Annotated in this window: 13 protein-coding genes and 6 pseudogenes; 8 read left to right on the forward strand and 11 right to left on the reverse strand. The window is 71.1% G+C overall.

Features of this window, described 5'->3' with window-relative positions:
* Positions 1-69: 69 nt before the first annotated feature.
* A pseudogene (locus BJF83_RS14490) lies at positions 70-959 on the reverse strand (2-hydroxy-3-oxopropionate reductase).
* Positions 960-1,098: 139 nt separating this feature from the next.
* Positions 1,099-1,899, reverse strand: coding sequence for a hydroxypyruvate isomerase family protein (locus BJF83_RS14495; protein ID WP_075926710.1), 801 nt, complete (start codon positions 1,897-1,899; stop codon positions 1,099-1,101).
* 416 nt (positions 1,900-2,315) lie between these two features.
* Here BJF83_RS14495 and uraD point away from each other — a divergent pair, with 416 nt between their 5' ends.
* The 5 genes and pseudogenes from uraD to BJF83_RS14520 all read left to right on the forward strand — a co-directional run bounded on the left by uraD (position 2,316) and on the right by BJF83_RS14520 (position 6,069).
* Entirely contained in the window at positions 2,316-2,870 is a 555-nt protein-coding gene (uraD, locus tag BJF83_RS14500) for a 2-oxo-4-hydroxy-4-carboxy-5-ureidoimidazoline decarboxylase (protein ID WP_075926711.1), read from the forward strand.
* A complete protein-coding gene (uraH, locus tag BJF83_RS14505) occupies positions 2,867-3,211 on the forward strand; it encodes a hydroxyisourate hydrolase (protein ID WP_075926712.1) in 345 nt (114 codons plus the stop codon). The genes uraD and uraH overlap by 4 nt, the downstream gene beginning before the upstream one ends.
* Positions 3,212-3,406: 195 nt before the next feature.
* Positions 3,407-4,303 (forward strand): factor-independent urate hydroxylase, encoded by an 897-nt coding sequence (gene pucL, locus BJF83_RS14510; protein ID WP_075926759.1) that lies wholly within the window; start codon positions 3,407-3,409, stop codon positions 4,301-4,303.
* 84 nt (positions 4,304-4,387) lie between these two features.
* Positions 4,388-4,552 (forward strand): annotated as a pseudogene (locus tag BJF83_RS14515) (solute carrier family 23 protein); the annotation flags it as partial.
* Positions 4,553-4,807: 255 nt separating this feature from the next.
* A pseudogene (locus BJF83_RS14520) lies at positions 4,808-6,069 on the forward strand (M14 family metallopeptidase).
* A gap of 63 nt (positions 6,070-6,132) precedes the next feature.
* On the opposite strand, the gene allB reads toward BJF83_RS14520, so the two are convergent.
* The gene (gene allB / locus BJF83_RS14525; RefSeq protein ID WP_075926713.1) at positions 6,133-7,476 is read right to left on the reverse strand and encodes an allantoinase AllB; all 1,344 of its coding nucleotides are present in this window, start codon (positions 7,474-7,476) and stop codon (positions 6,133-6,135) included.
* A complete protein-coding gene (locus BJF83_RS14530) occupies positions 7,476-8,756 on the reverse strand; it encodes a DUF6986 family protein (RefSeq protein ID WP_075926714.1) in 1,281 nt (426 codons plus the stop codon). The genes allB and BJF83_RS14530 overlap by 1 nt, the downstream gene beginning before the upstream one ends.
* Before the next feature lie 338 nt (positions 8,757-9,094).
* Here BJF83_RS14530 and BJF83_RS14535 point away from each other — a divergent pair, with 338 nt between their 5' ends.
* Complete coding sequence (locus BJF83_RS14535; RefSeq protein ID WP_075926715.1) at positions 9,095-9,829, forward strand: IclR family transcriptional regulator; 735 nt, start codon at positions 9,095-9,097, stop codon at positions 9,827-9,829.
* 143 nt (positions 9,830-9,972) lie between these two features.
* Here BJF83_RS14535 and era read toward each other — a convergent pair whose 3' ends face one another.
* From era to BJF83_RS14565, 7 genes and pseudogenes are all read right to left on the reverse strand, one after another.
* Positions 9,973-10,941, reverse strand: a complete 969-nt coding sequence (era, locus tag BJF83_RS14540) for a GTPase Era (RefSeq protein ID WP_075926716.1) — start codon at positions 10,939-10,941, stop codon at positions 9,973-9,975.
* A gap of 9 nt (positions 10,942-10,950) precedes the next feature.
* Positions 10,951-11,295: a cytidine deaminase gene (locus tag BJF83_RS14545; RefSeq protein ID WP_075926717.1), complete on the reverse strand. Its 345-nt coding sequence runs from the start codon at positions 11,293-11,295 to the stop codon at positions 10,951-10,953.
* A pseudogene (locus BJF83_RS14550) lies at positions 11,292-12,676 on the reverse strand (hemolysin family protein). The gene BJF83_RS14545 and the pseudogene BJF83_RS14550 overlap by 4 nt, the downstream one beginning before the upstream one ends.
* Positions 12,673-13,160, reverse strand: a pseudogene (gene ybeY / locus BJF83_RS14555) (rRNA maturation RNase YbeY). Before ybeY ends, BJF83_RS14550 begins: the two co-directional pseudogenes overlap by 4 nt.
* A 14-nt stretch (positions 13,161-13,174) precedes the next feature.
* Positions 13,175-14,365 carry a PhoH family protein gene (locus tag BJF83_RS29240; RefSeq protein WP_262391557.1) on the reverse strand — a complete coding sequence of 397 codons (1,191 nt, stop codon included), beginning with the start codon at positions 14,363-14,365 and terminating at the stop codon, positions 13,175-13,177.
* Positions 14,254-15,417: a PhoH family protein gene (locus BJF83_RS29245; protein ID WP_262391553.1), complete on the reverse strand. Its 1,164-nt coding sequence runs from the start codon at positions 15,415-15,417 to the stop codon at positions 14,254-14,256. The genes BJF83_RS29240 and BJF83_RS29245 overlap by 112 nt, the downstream gene beginning before the upstream one ends.
* Positions 15,418-15,627: 210 nt before the next feature.
* The gene (locus BJF83_RS14565; protein ID WP_075926718.1) at positions 15,628-15,978 is read right to left on the reverse strand and encodes a histidine triad nucleotide-binding protein; all 351 of its coding nucleotides are present in this window, start codon (positions 15,976-15,978) and stop codon (positions 15,628-15,630) included.
* Positions 15,979-16,322: 344 nt separating this feature from the next.
* On the opposite strand from BJF83_RS14565, the pseudogene BJF83_RS14570 reads away from it, so the two are divergent.
* Both BJF83_RS14570 and BJF83_RS14575 read left to right on the forward strand, forming a co-directional pair.
* A pseudogene (locus BJF83_RS14570) lies at positions 16,323-16,852 on the forward strand (SigE family RNA polymerase sigma factor).
* Complete coding sequence (locus BJF83_RS14575) at positions 16,849-17,568, forward strand: hypothetical protein (protein WP_075926719.1); 720 nt, start codon at positions 16,849-16,851, stop codon at positions 17,566-17,568. The pseudogene BJF83_RS14570 and the gene BJF83_RS14575 overlap by 4 nt, the downstream one beginning before the upstream one ends.
* Positions 17,569-17,686: the final 118 nt, after the last annotated feature.

Consider the following 17,686-nt stretch of genomic DNA (forward strand, 5'->3'; position numbering starts at 1 on the left):
CGGATCACACGTAAGACGTGGGTACGGCAGGCCGGTACCGCCGGCGGAAGGCCACTGCCAGGTGGCCGATTACTCGGTGCGGCCGGAGAGCTGCTCGACGATCTTCAGCAGCGCGGAGTGGTCGAGCCCGCCGTGGCCCTGGTGCTTGAGGGCGCCGACGAACTGGGCCACCTGGGCTCCCAGCGGAATCGCCACGCCGGCCTCACGGGCGGCGGTGGTCACGATCTTCATGTCCTTGTCGTGCAGCGCGATCCGGAAGCCCGGCTGGAACTCGCGCTTGCGCATGGCCTCTCCCTTGCGCGCCATCACGGTGCTGCCCGCGAGTCCGCCGCCGAGGACCTCCAGGCCCGCCTCGGTGTCGACGCCGTGCGCCTCCAGGAAGACGAGGGCCTCGGCCACGAGCTGGATGTTGCCCGCGACGATGAGCTGGTTGGCGGCCTTGACGGTCTGACCGGCGCCGTTGGGGCCGACCAGGACCGGGGTGGTGCCGAGGACGTCGAAGATCGGCTTGGCCGTGTCGAAGTCCTCCTGCTGACCGCCGACCATGATGGACAGCTTGGCCTCCACGCGCCCGCCTCACCGCCGGAGACCGGGGCGTCCAGGACGCGGAAGCCGCGCTCGGCGCCGGTCTCGGCGAGGGCCCGGGTGACGTCCGGGCGGATGCTGCTCATGTCGATGACCAGGGCGCCGGCCTTGGCGTTGTCGTAGACGCCGCCCTCGCCGGTGAGGACCTCCTCCACGTGCGGGGAGTCCGGGACCATCGTGATGACGACGTCGGCGTCGGCCACGGCCTCGGCGATGCTGCCCGCGCCCCTGCCGCCGGCCGCGACGAGCTTGTCGATCGCGGCCTGGTCCAGGTTGTAGCCGGTGACGCCGTACCCGGCCCTGACCAGGTTGGTGGCCATGGGCAGGCCCATGATCCCGAGTCCGATGAAGGCGATGTCGCTGTTGGCGGGCATGTCCGCCCCTTTCGTGGTCTGTCGTCTGCGGGTGTGTCGATCGCGTCCGGGTGGTGCGGCCGCCCGCCCCGAGGGCGTGCGGGGCGGACGGCCGGCGGCGGTCACCGCGTGCGGCGGCCGCCCGTCCGGGGCGCGGTGGTCAGCGGTTCAGCCAGCCGAAGCTCTCGGCGGAGGGCACGGTCGGCTTGTACTCCAGACCGACCAGGCCGCGGTAGCCGCGGGTCTCGGCCTCGGTGAGGAGTTCGTCGAGGGGCAGCGACCCGGTTCCGGGCTCGCCCCGGCCGGGGGCGTCGGCGATCTGGATGTGGCCGAAGTCGGCCGCGTGGTCCCGCACGACCGCGGCCACGTCGTCGCCGTTGACCGCCAGGTGGAAGAAGTCGGCGAGGAGCGCCACGTTGGCGGCCCCGGCCTGCCTGGCCTCGGCCACGAACGCGAGGGCGTCGGCGGCGGTCTTGAGCGGGTAGTCCTCGGAGCCGCTGATCGGCTCGACGAGCACGGTTCCGCCGACCTTGGCCACCGCGTTCGCGGCGGCGACCGTGTTCTCCAGGGCGATACGGTCCTGCTCGGCCGGGTCGACGCCCTGCTGGCGCAGGCCGTAGAGGGCGTTGAAGCCGGTGGTGCCGGTGCGTTCGGCGATGCGCGCGACGACCTCGATGTTGGCTTGGAACTCGCCGCTGCGGGAGGGCTGGGACAGGACGCCGCGGTCGGGGCCGGGAAGGGCCCCGGCGAAGAAGTTGAGGCCGCTCAGCCGGACACCGGCGTCGTCGATCGCGCGGACGAAGGCGTCGATCTCGTCCTGCACGGGCGTCGCGCTCTCGAACGGCCACCAGAACTCCACCGCATGGAAGCCCGCGTCACGGGCGGCCCTGGGACGTTCGTTGATGGGGAGCTCGGTGAACAGCAGCGAGCAGTTCACCGTGTAGCCCAGCGCGTGGCTCATGCCTGACCTCCGTCACCCTGTATTCCGCGATGCGGAAAGTAGTTTTCACTTGAAGGAATAATCAGAGTGTGCGCTCCCAGCGTGACCTTGTCAACCACCCGAGCCACTCCAGACCGCCGACGCCCGCCGCGAACCCGCCCACGGGCCCCGCCCACCCCATCCGACCCGCGCCTTCCGCCGGGAAGATCGCCAGATCTTCGTGCGGGAGTACGAAACCCGGACTTTTTCCACAATCCCCCCTTGCCAGTGTTGACAAGATCACACGGTCTGGAGTTAGAGTCCCTCCATCCGTCATACGGAAACAACCCTCTGCACTACGAAAAATGCCCGGTGACTCTGTGGGAACATCCGAGTGTCGTGAGCGGGGTAGGGCCCCTCACGGGACTGACCGCACACCGGACACGGGGAGAGAACACATGCCCGAGACCAACGCGCGAGAGCCGGACGGGGTCGCCGACCCGGGTCTGGCGCGCCTGAACGCCCTGTCACGGGAGGACCTGCGCACCGAACTCGCCCAGGTCCTCGACATCGACCGCTGGGTCGAGGCCGTGGCCGGGCAGGCGCCCTACGCCGACCGGGACGCCCTCACCGAACTCGCCGACGAACACGCCCGCGGGATCACCGGGGACGAGGTCGCCTCCGCGCTGGCCCGCCACCCCCGCATCGGGGAGAAGGCCGAGGGGAAGGGGACCGAGGCGCGGTGGTCGCGCGGCGAGCAGTCCGCGTTCGCCGCCGACACCGACGACGCGTCGCTGCGCGTGCAGCGGATCTTCGAGTTCGCCCAGGGTGAGTATGAGGAGCGGTTCGGGCAGATCTACCTGGTCTGCGCCAGCGGCCGGTCCAGCCGCGCACTGCTGGCCGACCTCGTCGCACGGCTCGACAACGACCTCTCCGGTGAACTGCGGGTGGTCGCCGAGGAACTGCGCAAGATCGCCGGACTCCGACTCGACAAACTCCTGGACGCCGCATGAGCCACGTGACCACGCACATCCTCGACGCGTCGCTGGGCCGCCCCGCCCGCGACGTCCCGGTCCGCCTGGAGGCCGCCGCCGACGCGGAGCGCACCTCGTGGAAGACCGTCGCCGAGGGCCGCACCAACGACGACGGGCGCGTCCCCGACCTGGGGCCCGACCAACTCGCCGCCGGCTACTACCGGGTCGTCTTCGACACGGCGGCCTACTTCGCCGCCACCGACCAGACGGGGTTCTACCCTGAGGTCGCCATCGTCTTCCACCTCGCGGACGAGGACGCGCACTACCACGTGCCGCTCCTGCTGAGCCCGTTCGCCTACTCGACCTACCGGGGTTCCTAGACCGGCCCCGGCCGGGCCCGCCAAGGAAGGAGCACGACACGACCCGAATCCCCCAGCGCAGACCACGAACCTCTTCGAGTGCGTGACAGGTCCTTCCGCATGTCCACAGCGGTCCTCCCTCGTGCGCACCGCACGGGCGCGCGACGCCCGGCGCGAAACGACGTCATGTACACACATGGGATGGAGTACGCCCTGATGGGTATCCGACTCGGAGACAACCAGTACGGCAAGGCCGAGGTGCGCCTCGTCCACGTCAACCGCGACAGCGCGGTCCACCGGATCAAGGACGTCAACGTCACCTCGCAGCTGCGCGGCGACCTGGAGACCGTCCACACCGTCGGCGACAACAGCACGTGCCTGCCGACCGACACCCAGAAGAACACCGTCTACGCCAAGGCCAAGGAGTGGGGCGGCGTCGGCGCCATCGAGGACTTCGCGCTCGGGCTCGCGCGTCACTTCGTCGACGAGCACGAGTACGTGCACGGCGCGCGTCAGGAGATCCAGGAGTACTCCTGGGAGCGCATCGCCACCTCGCACGGCCCGCACGACCACGCCTTCTCCCGCAGCGGTGCGGAGACCCGCACCACCGTGGTCAACAAGGACGGCGACAGGGAGTGGGTGGTATCCGGCTTCGAGGGCCTGACCGTCCTCAAGTCCACCGGGTCCGAGTTCCACGGCTACCCGAGGACGAAGTACACCACCCTCCAGGAGACGGACGACCGGATCCTCGCCACGGACGTCACCGCCCGCTGGCGCTACGTTGGCACGGACCTGGAGTTCGACAAGCTCTACTCCTCGATCCGCGCCGCCTGCCTTGAGGCGTTCGCCGAGACGCACAGCCTCGCCCTCCAGCAGACGCTGTACGAGATGGGCAAGGCCGTCCTGGAGACGCACCCCGAGGTCGCCGAGATCAGGTTCTCCATGCCGAACAACCACCACTTCCTGGTGGACCTGTCGCCGTTCGGCCTGGACAACCCGAACGAGGTCTTCTTCGCCGCCGACCGCCCCTACGGCAAGATCGAGGCCGCGGTCGAGCGAGACGACGCTCCCGACGCCGGTGACGCCTGGAAGGCCGTCCCCGGCTTCGTGTAGGAATCCCACGATTCCCGGGGCCCGTTCACCGGTCCGGCCGGGCCCCGGGTCCCGGGTCCCCGCCCCACGCCGCGCCACACCGCGCCGACCAGTTCCTTCGCCCAGAACATCGGGTTGCTGGCGCTCACCGGAATCCGCAGCCGGTTCGTCGTCGCGACGGGCGGTGTCATCCTGCTGGCGCTCGGCCTGTTCCCGATCCTGAACGGGGTGATGGCCGCCCTGCCCGCCCCCGTGCTGGGCGGCGCGGGCTCGGGCGGCCCCCGCGTGCGCGCCGTGTGCGGTCAGGTACGTTGTGTGCGCACCGTGCACGCCGTGGCCACATCCGGCCACGGCGTGTGCGCGTCCGCGGCACGGGGAAGCGGGCCCCACCTGCCCAAGGGGCCAAACCAGGCATTTCGTCGCGACCGACACGCTGCGTTAGACGGATTGACAGGCTTTGCGGCATTCCTTAGCAATGACGCCAAAAGTCAGACGCCTCACCCCCCGCTCCCCGGAGGCCGTGTCATGCGTTCCCCCACCCCCCGAAGAATCCTCGCCCCCCTCGCCGCCGGAGCGCTCGTCCTCGGGCTGCTCAGCCCCGCCAGCGCCCAGACCGCCGACGCCCCCGCCCTGTACGAGGTCAGCGGAGTGTCGACGGCTCAGGAACGGACCGAGATCGCCTCGGCCGGCGCGGCGATCGACGACATCGGCTCCGACACGGTGCTCGTCACCGCGACGATCGAGACCGCCCGGACCATCGACGCCCTCGGGTACGAGGTCACCGAGTTCGACCCGCCCACCACGCTGCGCTCCCCCGACCCCGGGTACACCACGTACTCCGAGTTGCGCGACGCCGTGGACCAGGTGGTCTCCCAGAACCCGGACATCGCCTCCCAGTCCGTCTACGGGCACTCCTACCAGGGCCGCGAACTGATCGCGATCAAGATCAGCGACAACGTCGGCTCCGACGAGGATGAGCCCGAAGTCCTGTTCACGCACTCGCAGCACGCCCGCGAGCATCTGACGGTCGAGATGGCCGTCTACCTGATGGAGCTGCTCACCAGCGAGTACGGCTCCGACACGAGGATCACCGACCTGGTCGACGACCGGGAGATCTGGATCCTGCCCATGGTCAACCCCGACGGCGCCGAGTACGACATGGCGGGCTCGTCGTGGCGCAACTGGCGCAAGAACCGGCAGCCCAACTCGGGTTCGTCGTACGTCGGCACCGACCTCAACCGCAACTGGGACTACAACTGGGGCTGCTGCGGCGGTTCGTCGGGCAGCACGTCGAGCCAGACCTACCGCGGCACCGCCCCCGAGTCCGCCCCCGAGGTGTCGGAGGTCGCCGACTTCGTCCGGAGCCGGGTGGTCGGCGGCGAGCAGCAGATCACGTCGGCGATCGACTTCCACACCTACAGCGAACTGATCCTGTGGCCGTTCGGCTACACCTACAGCGAAGTCACGAACGGGATGAACCGTGACGATACGACACCCACGAGGAACTCGGCACGTACATGGCCCAAGCCAACGGGTACACGCCGCAGCAGTCCAGCGACCTGTACCTGACGGACGGGACGATCAACGACTGGCTGTGGGGCGACCAGCGGATCGTCAACTTCACCTACGAGATGTATCCGAGCAGCTTCTGGGGCGGGGGCTTCTACCCGCCGTCCTCGGTGATCGACCGGGAGACCGCGCGCAACCGTGAGGCGGTCCTGCGTCTGCTCGACTACGCCGACTGCCCGTACCGCATCATCGGCGAGGAGGACTCCTACTGCGGCTGAGCCGCTCGGCACGGTACGGTCCCGGGGCGCGATCGCGCCCCGGGACCGTACCGGCTCCGGAGCTCAGCCCCGGGTCAACAGCCGACCGGCGGGGGCCTCCAGGTCGACGTCGGCGCCGCGCAGGATCGTGCGGCGCACCCGGCCCACCAGATCGGCTCCGTCGTAGGCGCTCACCGGGTTCCTGTGCTGAAGGTCCCGCGCGACCACGTGCAGCGTCTCCTCCGGGGCCACGATCGCGAAGTCCGCGTCGCCTCCCCCGACGATCGAGCCCTTGCCCTCGACCCCGGCGACCCGCGCCGGGCCGGAGGACATCCACCGCACGACGTCCTCCAGCGGCACCCCGCGCCGACGCGCCTCGGTCCACACCGCGCTGAAGCCCACCTGGAGCCCGGACACCCCGCCCCAAGCCGTGCCGAAGTCCCCCGTGTCCAGGTTCTTCAGGTCCGGTGTGCTCGGCGAGTGGTCGCTGACCACGCAGTCGATCAGACCGTCCGACAGCGCCCGCCACAGCAGGTCGCGGTTGGCGTGGCCGCGGATCGGCGGACAGCACTTGAACTGGGTGGCCCCGGCGGGGATCGCCTCGGCCTCCAGGGTCAGGTAGTGCGGACACGTCTCCACGGTCAGCGGCACGCCGTCCGCACGGGCTCGGGCGATCAGCGGCAGCGCCGAGGCGCTGGACAGGTGCAGGATGTGCGCGCGGGTACCGGTCCGGCGCGCGGTCTCGATGACCAGCGCGATCGCCTCGTGCTCGGCCGCGTCGGGGCGCGAGGCCAGGAAGGCCGCGTACTCGCGCCCCGACGCGGCGGGCGCCCCGACTAGGACCGAGGGGTCCTCGGCGTGCACGATGATCTGGCCGCCGAACCCGCCGATCGCCGCCGCCGCCGTGCGCAGCTGGTCGGGCGACAGGTGCCCGAACTCGTCCACGCCGGACGGCGACAGGAACGCCTTGAACCCGTACACGCCCCGCTCGTGCAGCGCCCGCAGCTCCTCGGTGGCGCCGGGGGCGCAGTTCTCGGGCACGGCCCCGCCCCAGAACCCGACGTCCACCGCGACCTGGTCGCGCGCCACGGAGCGCTTGACGTCCAGGCCGTGCACGGTGGTGGTCGGGGGCACACTGTTGAGCGGCATGTCGACGATCGTGGTCACACCGCCCAGCGCGGCGGCGCGCGTGGCGCTGGCGAAGCCCTCCCACTCGGTGCGGCCGGGCTCGTTGACGTGCACGTGGGAGTCGACCAGGCCCGGCAGCAGCACCTCGTCCTCGGCCAGGACGATCTCCCTGGCGGCACTGGCGACCGCGTCCGCGCCTGGTAGGACGGCGGTGATCCGCCCGTCGGTGACGGCGACGGTCACCGGCCGCACGCCCTCGGGGGTGACGGCGCGCCGGGCGCGCAGAACGAGGGTGGTCATCACTGCTCCTGTCCGACTCGGCGGGTGGCCAGGCCCAGCAGGGTGGCCGCGTCCGTCCCCGTGCGCTCCTCGACCTCGGCCTCGTCGAGAGCACCGCAGCGCACCCCGTTGACCAGGGCCGACGCCAGCGCCTGCGCGGTGGCGGGCTCGTCCATGACGCCGCCGGCCACGGCGCCGAAGTAGGCCCTCAGACGGGCCGCGGCGGGGGCGAAGGCCTCCCGGTAGAAGGCGTAGACAGCCAGGAACCGCATGGGCAGCTGGCCCGGGTGCAGGTCCCAACCCTGGTAGTACCCGCGTTCCAGGGACCGGCGGACCAGCCCGGCGTGCAGCCGCCAGGCCCGGTGGACGTCGGCGCGCCCGCCCACGGGCAGAACGTTGCTGCCCCCGTCGGAGAGCCACACGCCGGTACCCGCGGCGGCCAGTTGCATGACCGCCTTGGCGTGGTCGGCGACCGGGTGGGCCAGGCTCTGGTAGGCGGCGGTGATCCCGCAGGCCGCGCTGTAGTCGTAGGTGCCGTAGTGCAGGGCGCTCGCCCGGCCCTGACCCGCGCCGATCATCCGGGCCACGGCGGCCGTGCCGTCCTGGAGCAGGATCGACTGGGGGGTTTCGATCTGGAGCTCGAACCGCAGACGGCCCTGGGGCAGATCGAACCGCCGCTCCAGCCGGTCGCAGACCCAGGCCATGGCCTCGACCTGTTCGACGGAGGTGATCTTGGGGAGCGTGAGGACGAGGTTGTCCGGCAGGGAACCGTGGCGCTCCAGGAGGGTCTGGAGGAACAGGGTGAGGCTACGGACCCCGCGGTGCCGTCCAACGGCCTCCATGCCCTTCATCCGGATGCCGAAGTAGGGGGTGGCGGCGCCCGCGGCGAGGTCGGCGCAGAAGGCTTCCGCGGCGGCGGCGACGTCGGCGTCCTCAGCCTCGTCGCCGCGGTTGCCGTAGCCGTCCTCCAGGTCGGCGCGCAGGTCCTCGATCGGCTCCCGGGTGAGCTTGGCGCGCACGCGCGGCAGCGCCTCGGCGACGGCGGACTCGCTCAGCCCAGTGATCTCGACCAGGTCGACGGCCTTCGGGGCGAACTCGTCGAGGGCTTCCAGGGCCTCGCGCCCCCAGTCGGCCGCCAGGCCGGGACGGATCCGGTCGGCGGGGACGTAGACGGTGTGCACCGGTTGGCGCGCGGTGTTGGCGCCGGGGTACTCACGGGCCAGGCGCGCGTCAGCGTCGGCCAGGCGAGCGTCCAACGCCGCCGTGAGCTCGTCGAGGGACAGGGGATCCTCCGCTGTCACGTTGCGGTTCCTCTCCGTAGGGGTGGCCCGGCCTCCCGAAGAAAGGCCTGCCATAATTCCTATATGCGGATGCTAACTTCTGCGATTCGGAATAACAAGAGCTCAGCGGTACCAGAGGCGCCCCGATCGCCCCGACCCGTTGCGCTTGGGGCAGCGTCACGTGACCGTGCCGTGCTATAGAGGACGCAGAGATGGGAAGTACTTTTCGTATCGCAGAATTAAGACCGTGACCGCACGGCCTTCACAGGGGAGCATGACCGTTGTCAGCCTCGCAGACCACCCAGACCGACACCCCGTCCCTACCTGAGGAGACCACCAGGCGCGGTCGTTCCGGTGGGGTGCAGTCCCTCGAACGGGCCTTCGCCCTGCTGGAGATCATGGCGGAGGCGGGGGGCGAGACCTCCCTCAGCCAGCTCGCCGAGTCGTCCCAGCTGCCGCTGCCCACCATCCACCGGATCATCCGGACGCTGGTCGGCAACGGATACGTACGGCAACTGCCCTCGCGCCGCTACGCCCTCGGCCCCCGGCTCATCGGTCTGGGCGACAAGGCCTCCCAGATGCTCGGCACCTGGGCCCGCCCCCACCTCGCCCACCTGGTCGAGGTCCTCGGCGAGACCGCCAACCTGGCGATGCTCGACGGCGACAAGGTCATCTACGTGGCCCAGGTGCCGTCGCCGCACGCCATGCGCATGTTCACCGAGGTCGGCCGACGCGTCCTCCCGCACTCGGCCGGGGTCGGCAAGGCCCTTCTGTCCCAGCTGAGCGACGAGGAGGCACTGGCGACCGTGCGCCGCACCGGCATGCCCGCAGCGACCGACCGCACCATCACCGGCCCCGAGGAGTTCGTCGCCGAACTGCGGCGCGTTCGCGAACGCGGCTTCGCCATCGACGACGGCGAACAGGAGATCGGCGTGCGCTGCGTGGCGGTTCCCGTGGAGGGCGCGCCCTCCCGGATGGCCGTGTCCGTCTCGGGTCCCGACCGCCGCGTGACCTGGGACTTCGTCGACCGGGCCGCCCCGCTGGTCCAGGAGGCCGCCCGCACCCTGGCCTGCGACCTCAACCACCAGACCTGACCGTCCCCGAACGCCGAGCGAGCCGTGACCGCGCTGGTCACGGCCCGCATTCTTCGGCCCGGTCACCCCTGGCGGCGCCCCAGGTCCGACGAGCGTGGTGGTGGGCGACGGGCGGGACGAAGCGGAGCACGGGCCCGAGGAGACTACGTCGGCTGGTCGAAGCCCAGCTTCCGCAGCTGCTTGGGATCGCGCTGCCAGTCCTTGGCCACCCGCACGCGCAGGTCCAGGAAGACCCGCCGCCCCAGCAGCCCCTCGATCTGCTTGCGCGCCCGCGAGCCGACGTCGCGCAGCCGCGACCCCTTCGACCCGATGACGATCGCCTTCTGACTGGAACGCTCCACGTACAGCGAGGCGTAGATGTCCACCAGTTCCTTGCCCGGCCTGGTGTTCTCGCGCTCGGTCATCTCGTCCACGACCACGGCGATCGAGTGCGGCAGCTCGTCGCGCACACCCTCCAACGCGGCCTCGCGCACCAGCTCCGCCACGAGCATCTCGTCGGGCTCGTCGGTCAGGTCGCCGTCCGGGTACAGCGGCGGCCCCTCCGGCAGATGCGAGCACAGCACGTCCGTCACCGTGTCGAGCTGGAACCCGCCCTCGGCCGAGACCGGCACGATGTCCGCCCACTCGCCCAGCTCCTGCGCCGCCAGCAACTGCTCGCCGACGGCCGCCCGGTCGGCCAGGTCGGTCTTGGTGACCAAAGCGACCACCGGCGTGTTGGTCTGCTCGGCCAACTCCTTGGCGATGTAGGTGTCGCCCCGGCCGATCGGCTCGTTGGCGGGCAGGCAGAACGCGATCACGTCCACCTCGACCAGGGTGGACCGCACCAACGAGTCCAGCCGCTCCCCCAACAGCGTGCGCGGCTTGTGCAGGCCGGGCGTGTCCACGATGATCAGCTGCGCGTCGGGCCGGTGGACGATCCCGCGCACCGTCCGCCGGGTCGTCTGCGGCCGGTTGCTGGTGATCGCCACCTTCTGGCCGACCAGCGCGTTCATCAGCGTGGACTTGCCCACGTTGGGACGGCCCACGAAGCAGGCGAACCCGCTGCGGTGGCCCTCCGGATAAGAGGGCGCGGGCAGCGGAAGCCGCAGCTTCTCCAGGTCGAGGTCGTTCATCTGTCCTACTCAGCGCCGGGTGATGCTCGCGGGCACCCCGTCGGGGGCCGCGATCACCACCACCTGGGTCTTCAGGTCGTCCGCGACAGCGCGGTCGGCCTCGTTCAGTTCCTTGGACTCGGTCACCACCACCGCGGCCTCCAGTGCGGAGGCCTCGCTGGACACGGCCGCGGCGACGGCCGCCTGCAAGGCGGTGAGCCTGAGCGAGGGCAGCGACACCGTCGTCGCGACGTAGGTGCGCCCGGTCTCGTCGCGCACCGCCGCGCCCTCGGCCGCCGCGTTGCGGGCCCGGGATGCCCGGGCGAGGGTGATGAGCTTGCCGTCCTCGGGGCCCAGCCCCGTCGTGTCCGTCACTGCTCCGTGCTCCTTACGTCCTCGTTCTTCCCCTGGCCCCCGAGCACGCCCTCCCCGTCGGTCAGGCGTTCCACCAGGGCCGTGGTCAGGCGGTTCCGACGACCGCCCCGACCCTCCAGGGTGAGTCTGAGACCAGCGTATTGCGCCTGCGCGCCGCCGGCGGGGACCCGGCCCAGCACGTACGCCACCAGACCGCCGACCGTCTCCACCTCCGGAGCCTCCAGGTCCAGGTCGGGGAAGAGCTCGGCGAGCTCGCCCAGCGGCAGCCGAGCGGTCACCCGCACCCGCGTCTCGTCCAGCCACTGCACCGGCGGGATCTCGTGGTCGTACTCGTCGGTGATCTCCCCGACGATCTCCTCCACGATGTCCTCCAGCGTCACCAGGCCCGCCGTGCCGCCGTACTCGTCGATGGCCACGGCGACGTGGTTGCGCTGCTGCTGCATCTCGCGCAGAAGTTCGTCGATCGGCTTGGTGTCGGGGACGTAGGTGGCCGAACGCATCACGTCCGCCGCGGTCATCGCGGGCTCGGTTCCCCCGCCAGCGGTCGCCGACCAGCGGTCGCGCAACCGCTCCACGAGGTCCTTGAGGTAGACGATGCCGACCACGTCGTCCTCGTCCTCACCCGTCACCGGGATCCGCGAGTAGCCGCTGGCCAGTGCCAGCGACAGGACCGCGTCGCGTCCGCGTCCCGGTTGGTGAACACGATGTCGGGGCGTGGCACCATGACCTCGCGCACGGAGGTGTCGTCGAGTTTGAACACCGAGTGGATCATCTGGCGCTCCTCGGGGTGGATCACCTCGCCCCGCTCGGCCAGGTCGACGAGCTGGCGCAATTCCACCTCGGTGCTGAACGGGCCCTCGCGGTCCCCCTTCTCCCGAGGGGTGAGAGCACGGCCCATCCCCACCAGGAGCCGGGCGACCGGACCCACCGCGAACTGCAGGGGCTGCACCACGGCCGCGCTCGCCAACGCGATGGGCCCGGCGAACTGGCGGCCCAGGATGCGCGGGGCGATCGCGACGAACACCGACTCGGCCACGACCAGCACGACCAGGGCCAGGACCAGCGCGGGCCAGCCCGGACCCAGCAGGAGCACCATGCCCGACGCGGTGGCCAGCGCCGCGCACACCTCGGTGACCACGCGCAGGAACAGCAGGACGTTCAGGTGGCCGGTGGGGTCTGCGGCCACGCGTGCCCAACCGGGGGCGGCGCTCCGCTCACCGGACGTCTCGGGCAGCCCCACGGAGGCCACCCGGGTGACCGCGACCTCGGCGGCGGCGAGGAATCCGGCCACGGCCGTCAGCAGCAGGGCGACGGCGAACGCGACCGCCCACAGGACGGGGTCGCCGACCGCCCACGGATCCGTGGTCGACACGGCGCTCATCGGTCGCTCTCGTCTCCCCCGGACCCGGCCGACTCCCGCTCGCACCAGGCGGAGAGGATCTCGGCCTGGAGACCGAACATCTCCTTGTGCTCGTCGGGCTCGGCGTGGTCGTAGCCGAGCAGGTGCAAAATGCCGTGCGTGCACAGCAGGTCGATCTCGGCCTCGGTCGAGTGCCCGGCCTTGCGCGCCTGGCGTTCGGCGACCTGGGGGCAGATGATCACGTCGCCGAGGACGCCGGCTCGCTGGTGCGGCCGGGCCCCCCGGGACGCAGTTCGTCCATCGGGAAGGAGAGGACGTCGGTGGGGCCGGGTTCGTCCATCCACCGGACGTGCAGGTCCGTCATCGGCTCCTCGTCCACCAGCACGACGGACAGCTCGGCCAGCGGGTGGACGCGCATGGCGTCGAGCACGTGCCGAGCCAGGCGGGAGAGTCGCTCCTCGTCCACGGTGGTGACGCCCGACTCGTTGGCGACGTCGATACTCATCGGTTGCGGCTGCCTCACTTGGGAATCGTCAGGGCCGAGCGGGATGACCACCCGGCGGCGCGTCGGCGCCGGGACGTCCGAGCCGATGGGCCCGCACCGCGGCGGGCCCATCGGCTCGGACGTCGTACCACTCCAGTCTGCCCGCTATTCGGTGTGGCCGCTCCCCGTTCCGGCGTCGCTCGGGGCCTCGGTGGGGCTCCGCCGGGGGCCCGGCCGGCGGGGCGCCCGCCGTTGCCGGGCCGCCCCGCCTGGGCGGCGTCGTAGCGGCCGTAGGCGTCCACGATCCGCCCGACGAGCCTGTGGCGGACCACGTCCTCGCTCGACAGGCGGACGAAGGCGATGTCGTCGATGTCACTCAGGATGTTCTCGATGGTGCGCAGTCCGCTGGTCTGCCCGCCGGGGAGGTCGACCTGGGTGACGTCGCCGGTCACGACGATCTTCGATCCGAAGCCGAGCCGCGTGAGAAACATCTTCATCTGCTCGGGCGAGGTGTTCTGCGCCTCGTCCAGGATGATGAAGGAGTCGTTGAGGGTGTTGTGCGTCAGCAGGAAGTCCTCGGTGACGTAGAGGGAGTCCTGGGCCGCCACCTGGATGCAGACGCACTCCTCGCTCCCCGCCGGCTCGACGGAGTCCACGAAGCGCCTCGGACGGCCGCCGCCGGCGGCACGGTACCCGTCCCTCTTGCGCCCGAGCCGGAACGGTGCGATCCCCTCGGGGAGCCGCAGGTCCAGAACATGGGCGTCCTGGCGGTGGAACGCCTCCCGGGCCCGGCCGGGTGGCCGCCCCCGCGCGCGATGTGTGCGCTCGTCCACCACCCCGCCGAGCGACCGCACGAGGAACCGCACCGCCGAGGCCAGGTGCCCAGAGGCGGTGCCGTAGCGGATCCGGCAGGTGCGGCCGTTCTGGGCGACCGGCCCTCCGCCTGAATCCAGCAGCCCCTGAAGCAGGGCCAGCCGGACGTCGGCGGTGTTGTACAGGTAGTCGTCCGGGACGAACCTGGCGCCCGGGTTCGTCTCGGACGCCCCGAGCTCGCGCGCGACGGCCGTCACCGGGTCGGCGATGGTGATGACGTCCCCGGGCAGCGTCGCCCGGTTCAGGACGCGGTCCGGTCCGGATTCCCACGCCCGGACCCCGGCCGGGCTCGGCGTCGTCGACCCGGTCGGGCTCCCGTCCCCCAGGAGCAGGCCCAGCGCGTACGGATCCATGGGCACGTCCCGTGCGGGGAAGGCGACCGGAGCGCTGAGCAACGGGAGTTCGTACTTGCGGTGGTGGGCTGTCCGCAGGCCGCTCTCGACCATTTCCCTCGCCGTGAGCACCCGGTACGGCCTGCCCCGTCGGGTGTCCTCACGCGTGCGCACGGACCACAGGTGGTCCTCGGAGCACAGGTCGAAGCGCCGTCCTGCGAGGAGAAGCGGTAGATCGCCTTCCTGCCCTGCGGGTAGACCCCGATCACCGGTGTGGGCTCACCGTTCGAGCCGACGACGAGGTCACCGACGCGCAGATCGCCGATCGGGCGGAAGCCCTCAGGGGTGAGGACCTTCGTCCCGACCGGTTGGGCACGGCCCCGCATGTAGGCCAGGGGCGCGACCTCGATCGTCCCGGCCGACATCAGCTTGGGGATGGAGTCGGGGTCGAGCATGTCGTGCAGCGCGTCGTACAGCGGCCGCAGGTACGGGTCGATCTTCTCGTAGAGGGTGCCCGGCAGGAACCCCAGCCGCTCGCCCGCCTCGACCGCCGGACGCGTGAGGATGATCCGGTTGACCTCCTTGTCCTGGAGGGCCTTGACGGCCTTGGCCATCGCCAGGTAGGTCTTGCCGGTTCCCGCCGGTCCGATGCCGAACACGACCGTGTGCCGGTCGATGATGTCGACGTACCGCTTCTGGTTGACGGTCTTGGGGCGGATCGTCCTGCCGCGGTTGGACAGGATGTTGGTCGTGAGCACGTCGGCGGGGCGTTCCGTGCCGGGCGTGCGCAGCATGTGCACCATGCGGTCGATGGTGTCGGGGGTGACGTGGGTTCCGCTCTTGGCGAGTTCGATGAGCTCCTCGATGAGGCGGACCACGACCGCGGTCTCCTCGGGGCTGCCGCTGATCGTGAACTCGTTGCCGCGGACGTGGATGTCGCTCTCGAACGCCCGCTCCAGCGCCCGGAGGAGTTCGTCCCCCGAGCCCAGCAGGCCGACCATGGTGTGCTCGTCCGGGACCACGACCTTGACCTGTGTGTCCCGTCGCGGTTGCGTGTGCGTTGTCTCGGCCATGACGTGGCCTTGCGGCCGCTGTCCTACCCTTCGTTCCGACCCCGCCCGCTCCGGCGGGGTACGCCGCGTCCGGCGACCGAAGCCGGTACCGGACCCGCCCCTGGACCGGCGCCTCCGGCGGCTCACCGGCCCCTGGGACCACTCCTTGAGTCTACCAACGCGTCCCCGCCCGGCTCGATCGCCTTTCCGACCGCACCGGACACAGAACTCCTAACCGGGGGGCCAGTTCAGGCCGCGCCCGCCCAGCAGATGCCCGTGCAGGTGGAACACCGTCTGCCCGGCGCCGCTGCCGGTGTTGAACACCAGCCGGTACCCCGAATCGGCCACGCCCTCCGCCTCGGCCACCTCACGGGCCTCCAGCGCGATCTCGTCCAGCAGTCCCGTCCCGGTGGCGGCCGCGGTCGCGGCGTCCGGGTGGTGGTCGCGCGGAACGATCAGCACGTGGGTGGGCGCCTGGGGGTTGATGTCGCGGAAGGCGACGGTGCGCTTCCCCTCGCGAACGATCTCGGCGGGCACCTCCCCCCGAACGATCTTGCAGAAAAGGCAGTCGGCCTGGGCCATCGCGTACCTCCGTCGGGGGACTGTCGCCCGGTTGCTCCCGCCGCGCGGGCCGCGCGGCGGGCTCCGTGGCGGCCGTCTCGGAATGTCCGGTCACCATGATGCCGCAGGTCCCGCGCACCGGATGCCATCAAGTTCGGAACGGCAGACCCTGGTACCGCGTCTCCCTCGGGAGAAGACACGATAGGCTTTGCACCCGTGCGCGGCGGGTCGTCGGCCTCCTCCACCGACGTCCACCCTCCGGCGTGTTCGGCCTGAAACGCACCCCTACTTGGAAAAGAAGAGGTATGCCCTTTCGTAAACCCCGCGACAAGGGTGTGCGTCGAACTGATGTGACGACAGAAACCATGGTGGCGGGAGCCACCACGGCTTCCCTCGCCGTGGCCTGGGACGCGACCACGCGGTGACCGAACTCTATCGGGAGCACTACCGCCCGTTGGTCCGTCTCGCCTCGCTGCTCGTCCGGGACCACGCGACCGCGGAGGAGGTCGTGCAGGACTCCTTCGTCGCCATGCACTCCGCCTGGCGACGGCTGCGCGATCCCAACAAGGCCCTGTCCTACCTCCGGCAGGCGGTCGTGAACAAGGCGCGATCGGTCCTGCGCCACCGGGCCGTGGTGGAGAAGCACGCACCCAAGGCGTTGCCCGACGCTCCCAGCGCGGAGCACGGCGCCATGAGTCAGTTGGAACGCGAGGCCGTCATCAGGGCCCTGCGTAAACTACCCACCCGTCAGCGAGAGGCCATCGTGCTCCGGTACTACGGCGACCTGTCCGAGGCGCAGATCGCGGACGCCATGGGGATCAGCAAGGGCGCGGTGAAGAGTCACACGTCCCGTGGCATCTCCGCACTCCGCTCTGTCCTGGAGCAGACGACATGACCAGTCCCACCGAGAACGACCCGTTCGAGAACCAGCTCCGCTCGATCCTGAGATCCGAGGCGGACACGGTCGAGCCCTCCGCGGAGGCCCTGAACCTGATCCGTGAGCGGACCGAACGCGGACGCGGCTGGGCGTGGTTCGGGCTTCCCTGGCTACGACCGGTGCTCGCGGTGGCGGGAGCAGTGCTGATCGCCGCTTCCGTGGTCGTCTCCAGCCCCGAGTTCCGCGACCACGTCCTGGAGATCGTCCCGGCGGGAGCCGACCGCGCGGGCACGCCCCAGTCGTCCGAGCCCTCCGGGGACGACGTCGCCACCATCGCGCCCACCCCCGACGCGGGCGGCGACGTGGCGGCCCCCGTGCCGGAGCCCACGGACGATCCGACGCCCGCCACGGTGCCCTCGACGGCGCCGTCCTCGTCGCCCGACGACGTCGAGGCGAGCGCGACCTGCGGCCCGGTGCCAGCCTCTCCCACCGAACGGGAGAGCCCCGACACCGGTGAGGGGGCGTCGACTCCCTCCGATGACGAGTGCCCCGCCCCCGACGACGAGCCCACCGACGAGGACTCCGGGAGCGGCACGGGCGGCACCGGCGGCAGGGATGAGGACCCGGGCGAGGACGACGGCCCGGACGGCTCGGGGAACTCAGGCCAGTCCCCCGGTGACAGCGCGGGCGGTTCGGACTCCACCACCGCCCCGGTCGAGTCCGCGCTGCGCTGACCGGGCTTTCGGTGAGCGAGGGGCGTCCCAGGGACGGAATCCCTGGGACGCCCCTCGTCTCGTCATAACGTCCGTTCGCGCCCCGGGGCCGCACCCACGCGTGCCGCGGACACGTCGG

The organism is Nocardiopsis sp. CNR-923 (assembly GCF_001942255.1).
Classification (GTDB): Bacteria; Actinomycetota; Actinomycetes; order Streptosporangiales; family Streptosporangiaceae; genus Nocardiopsis.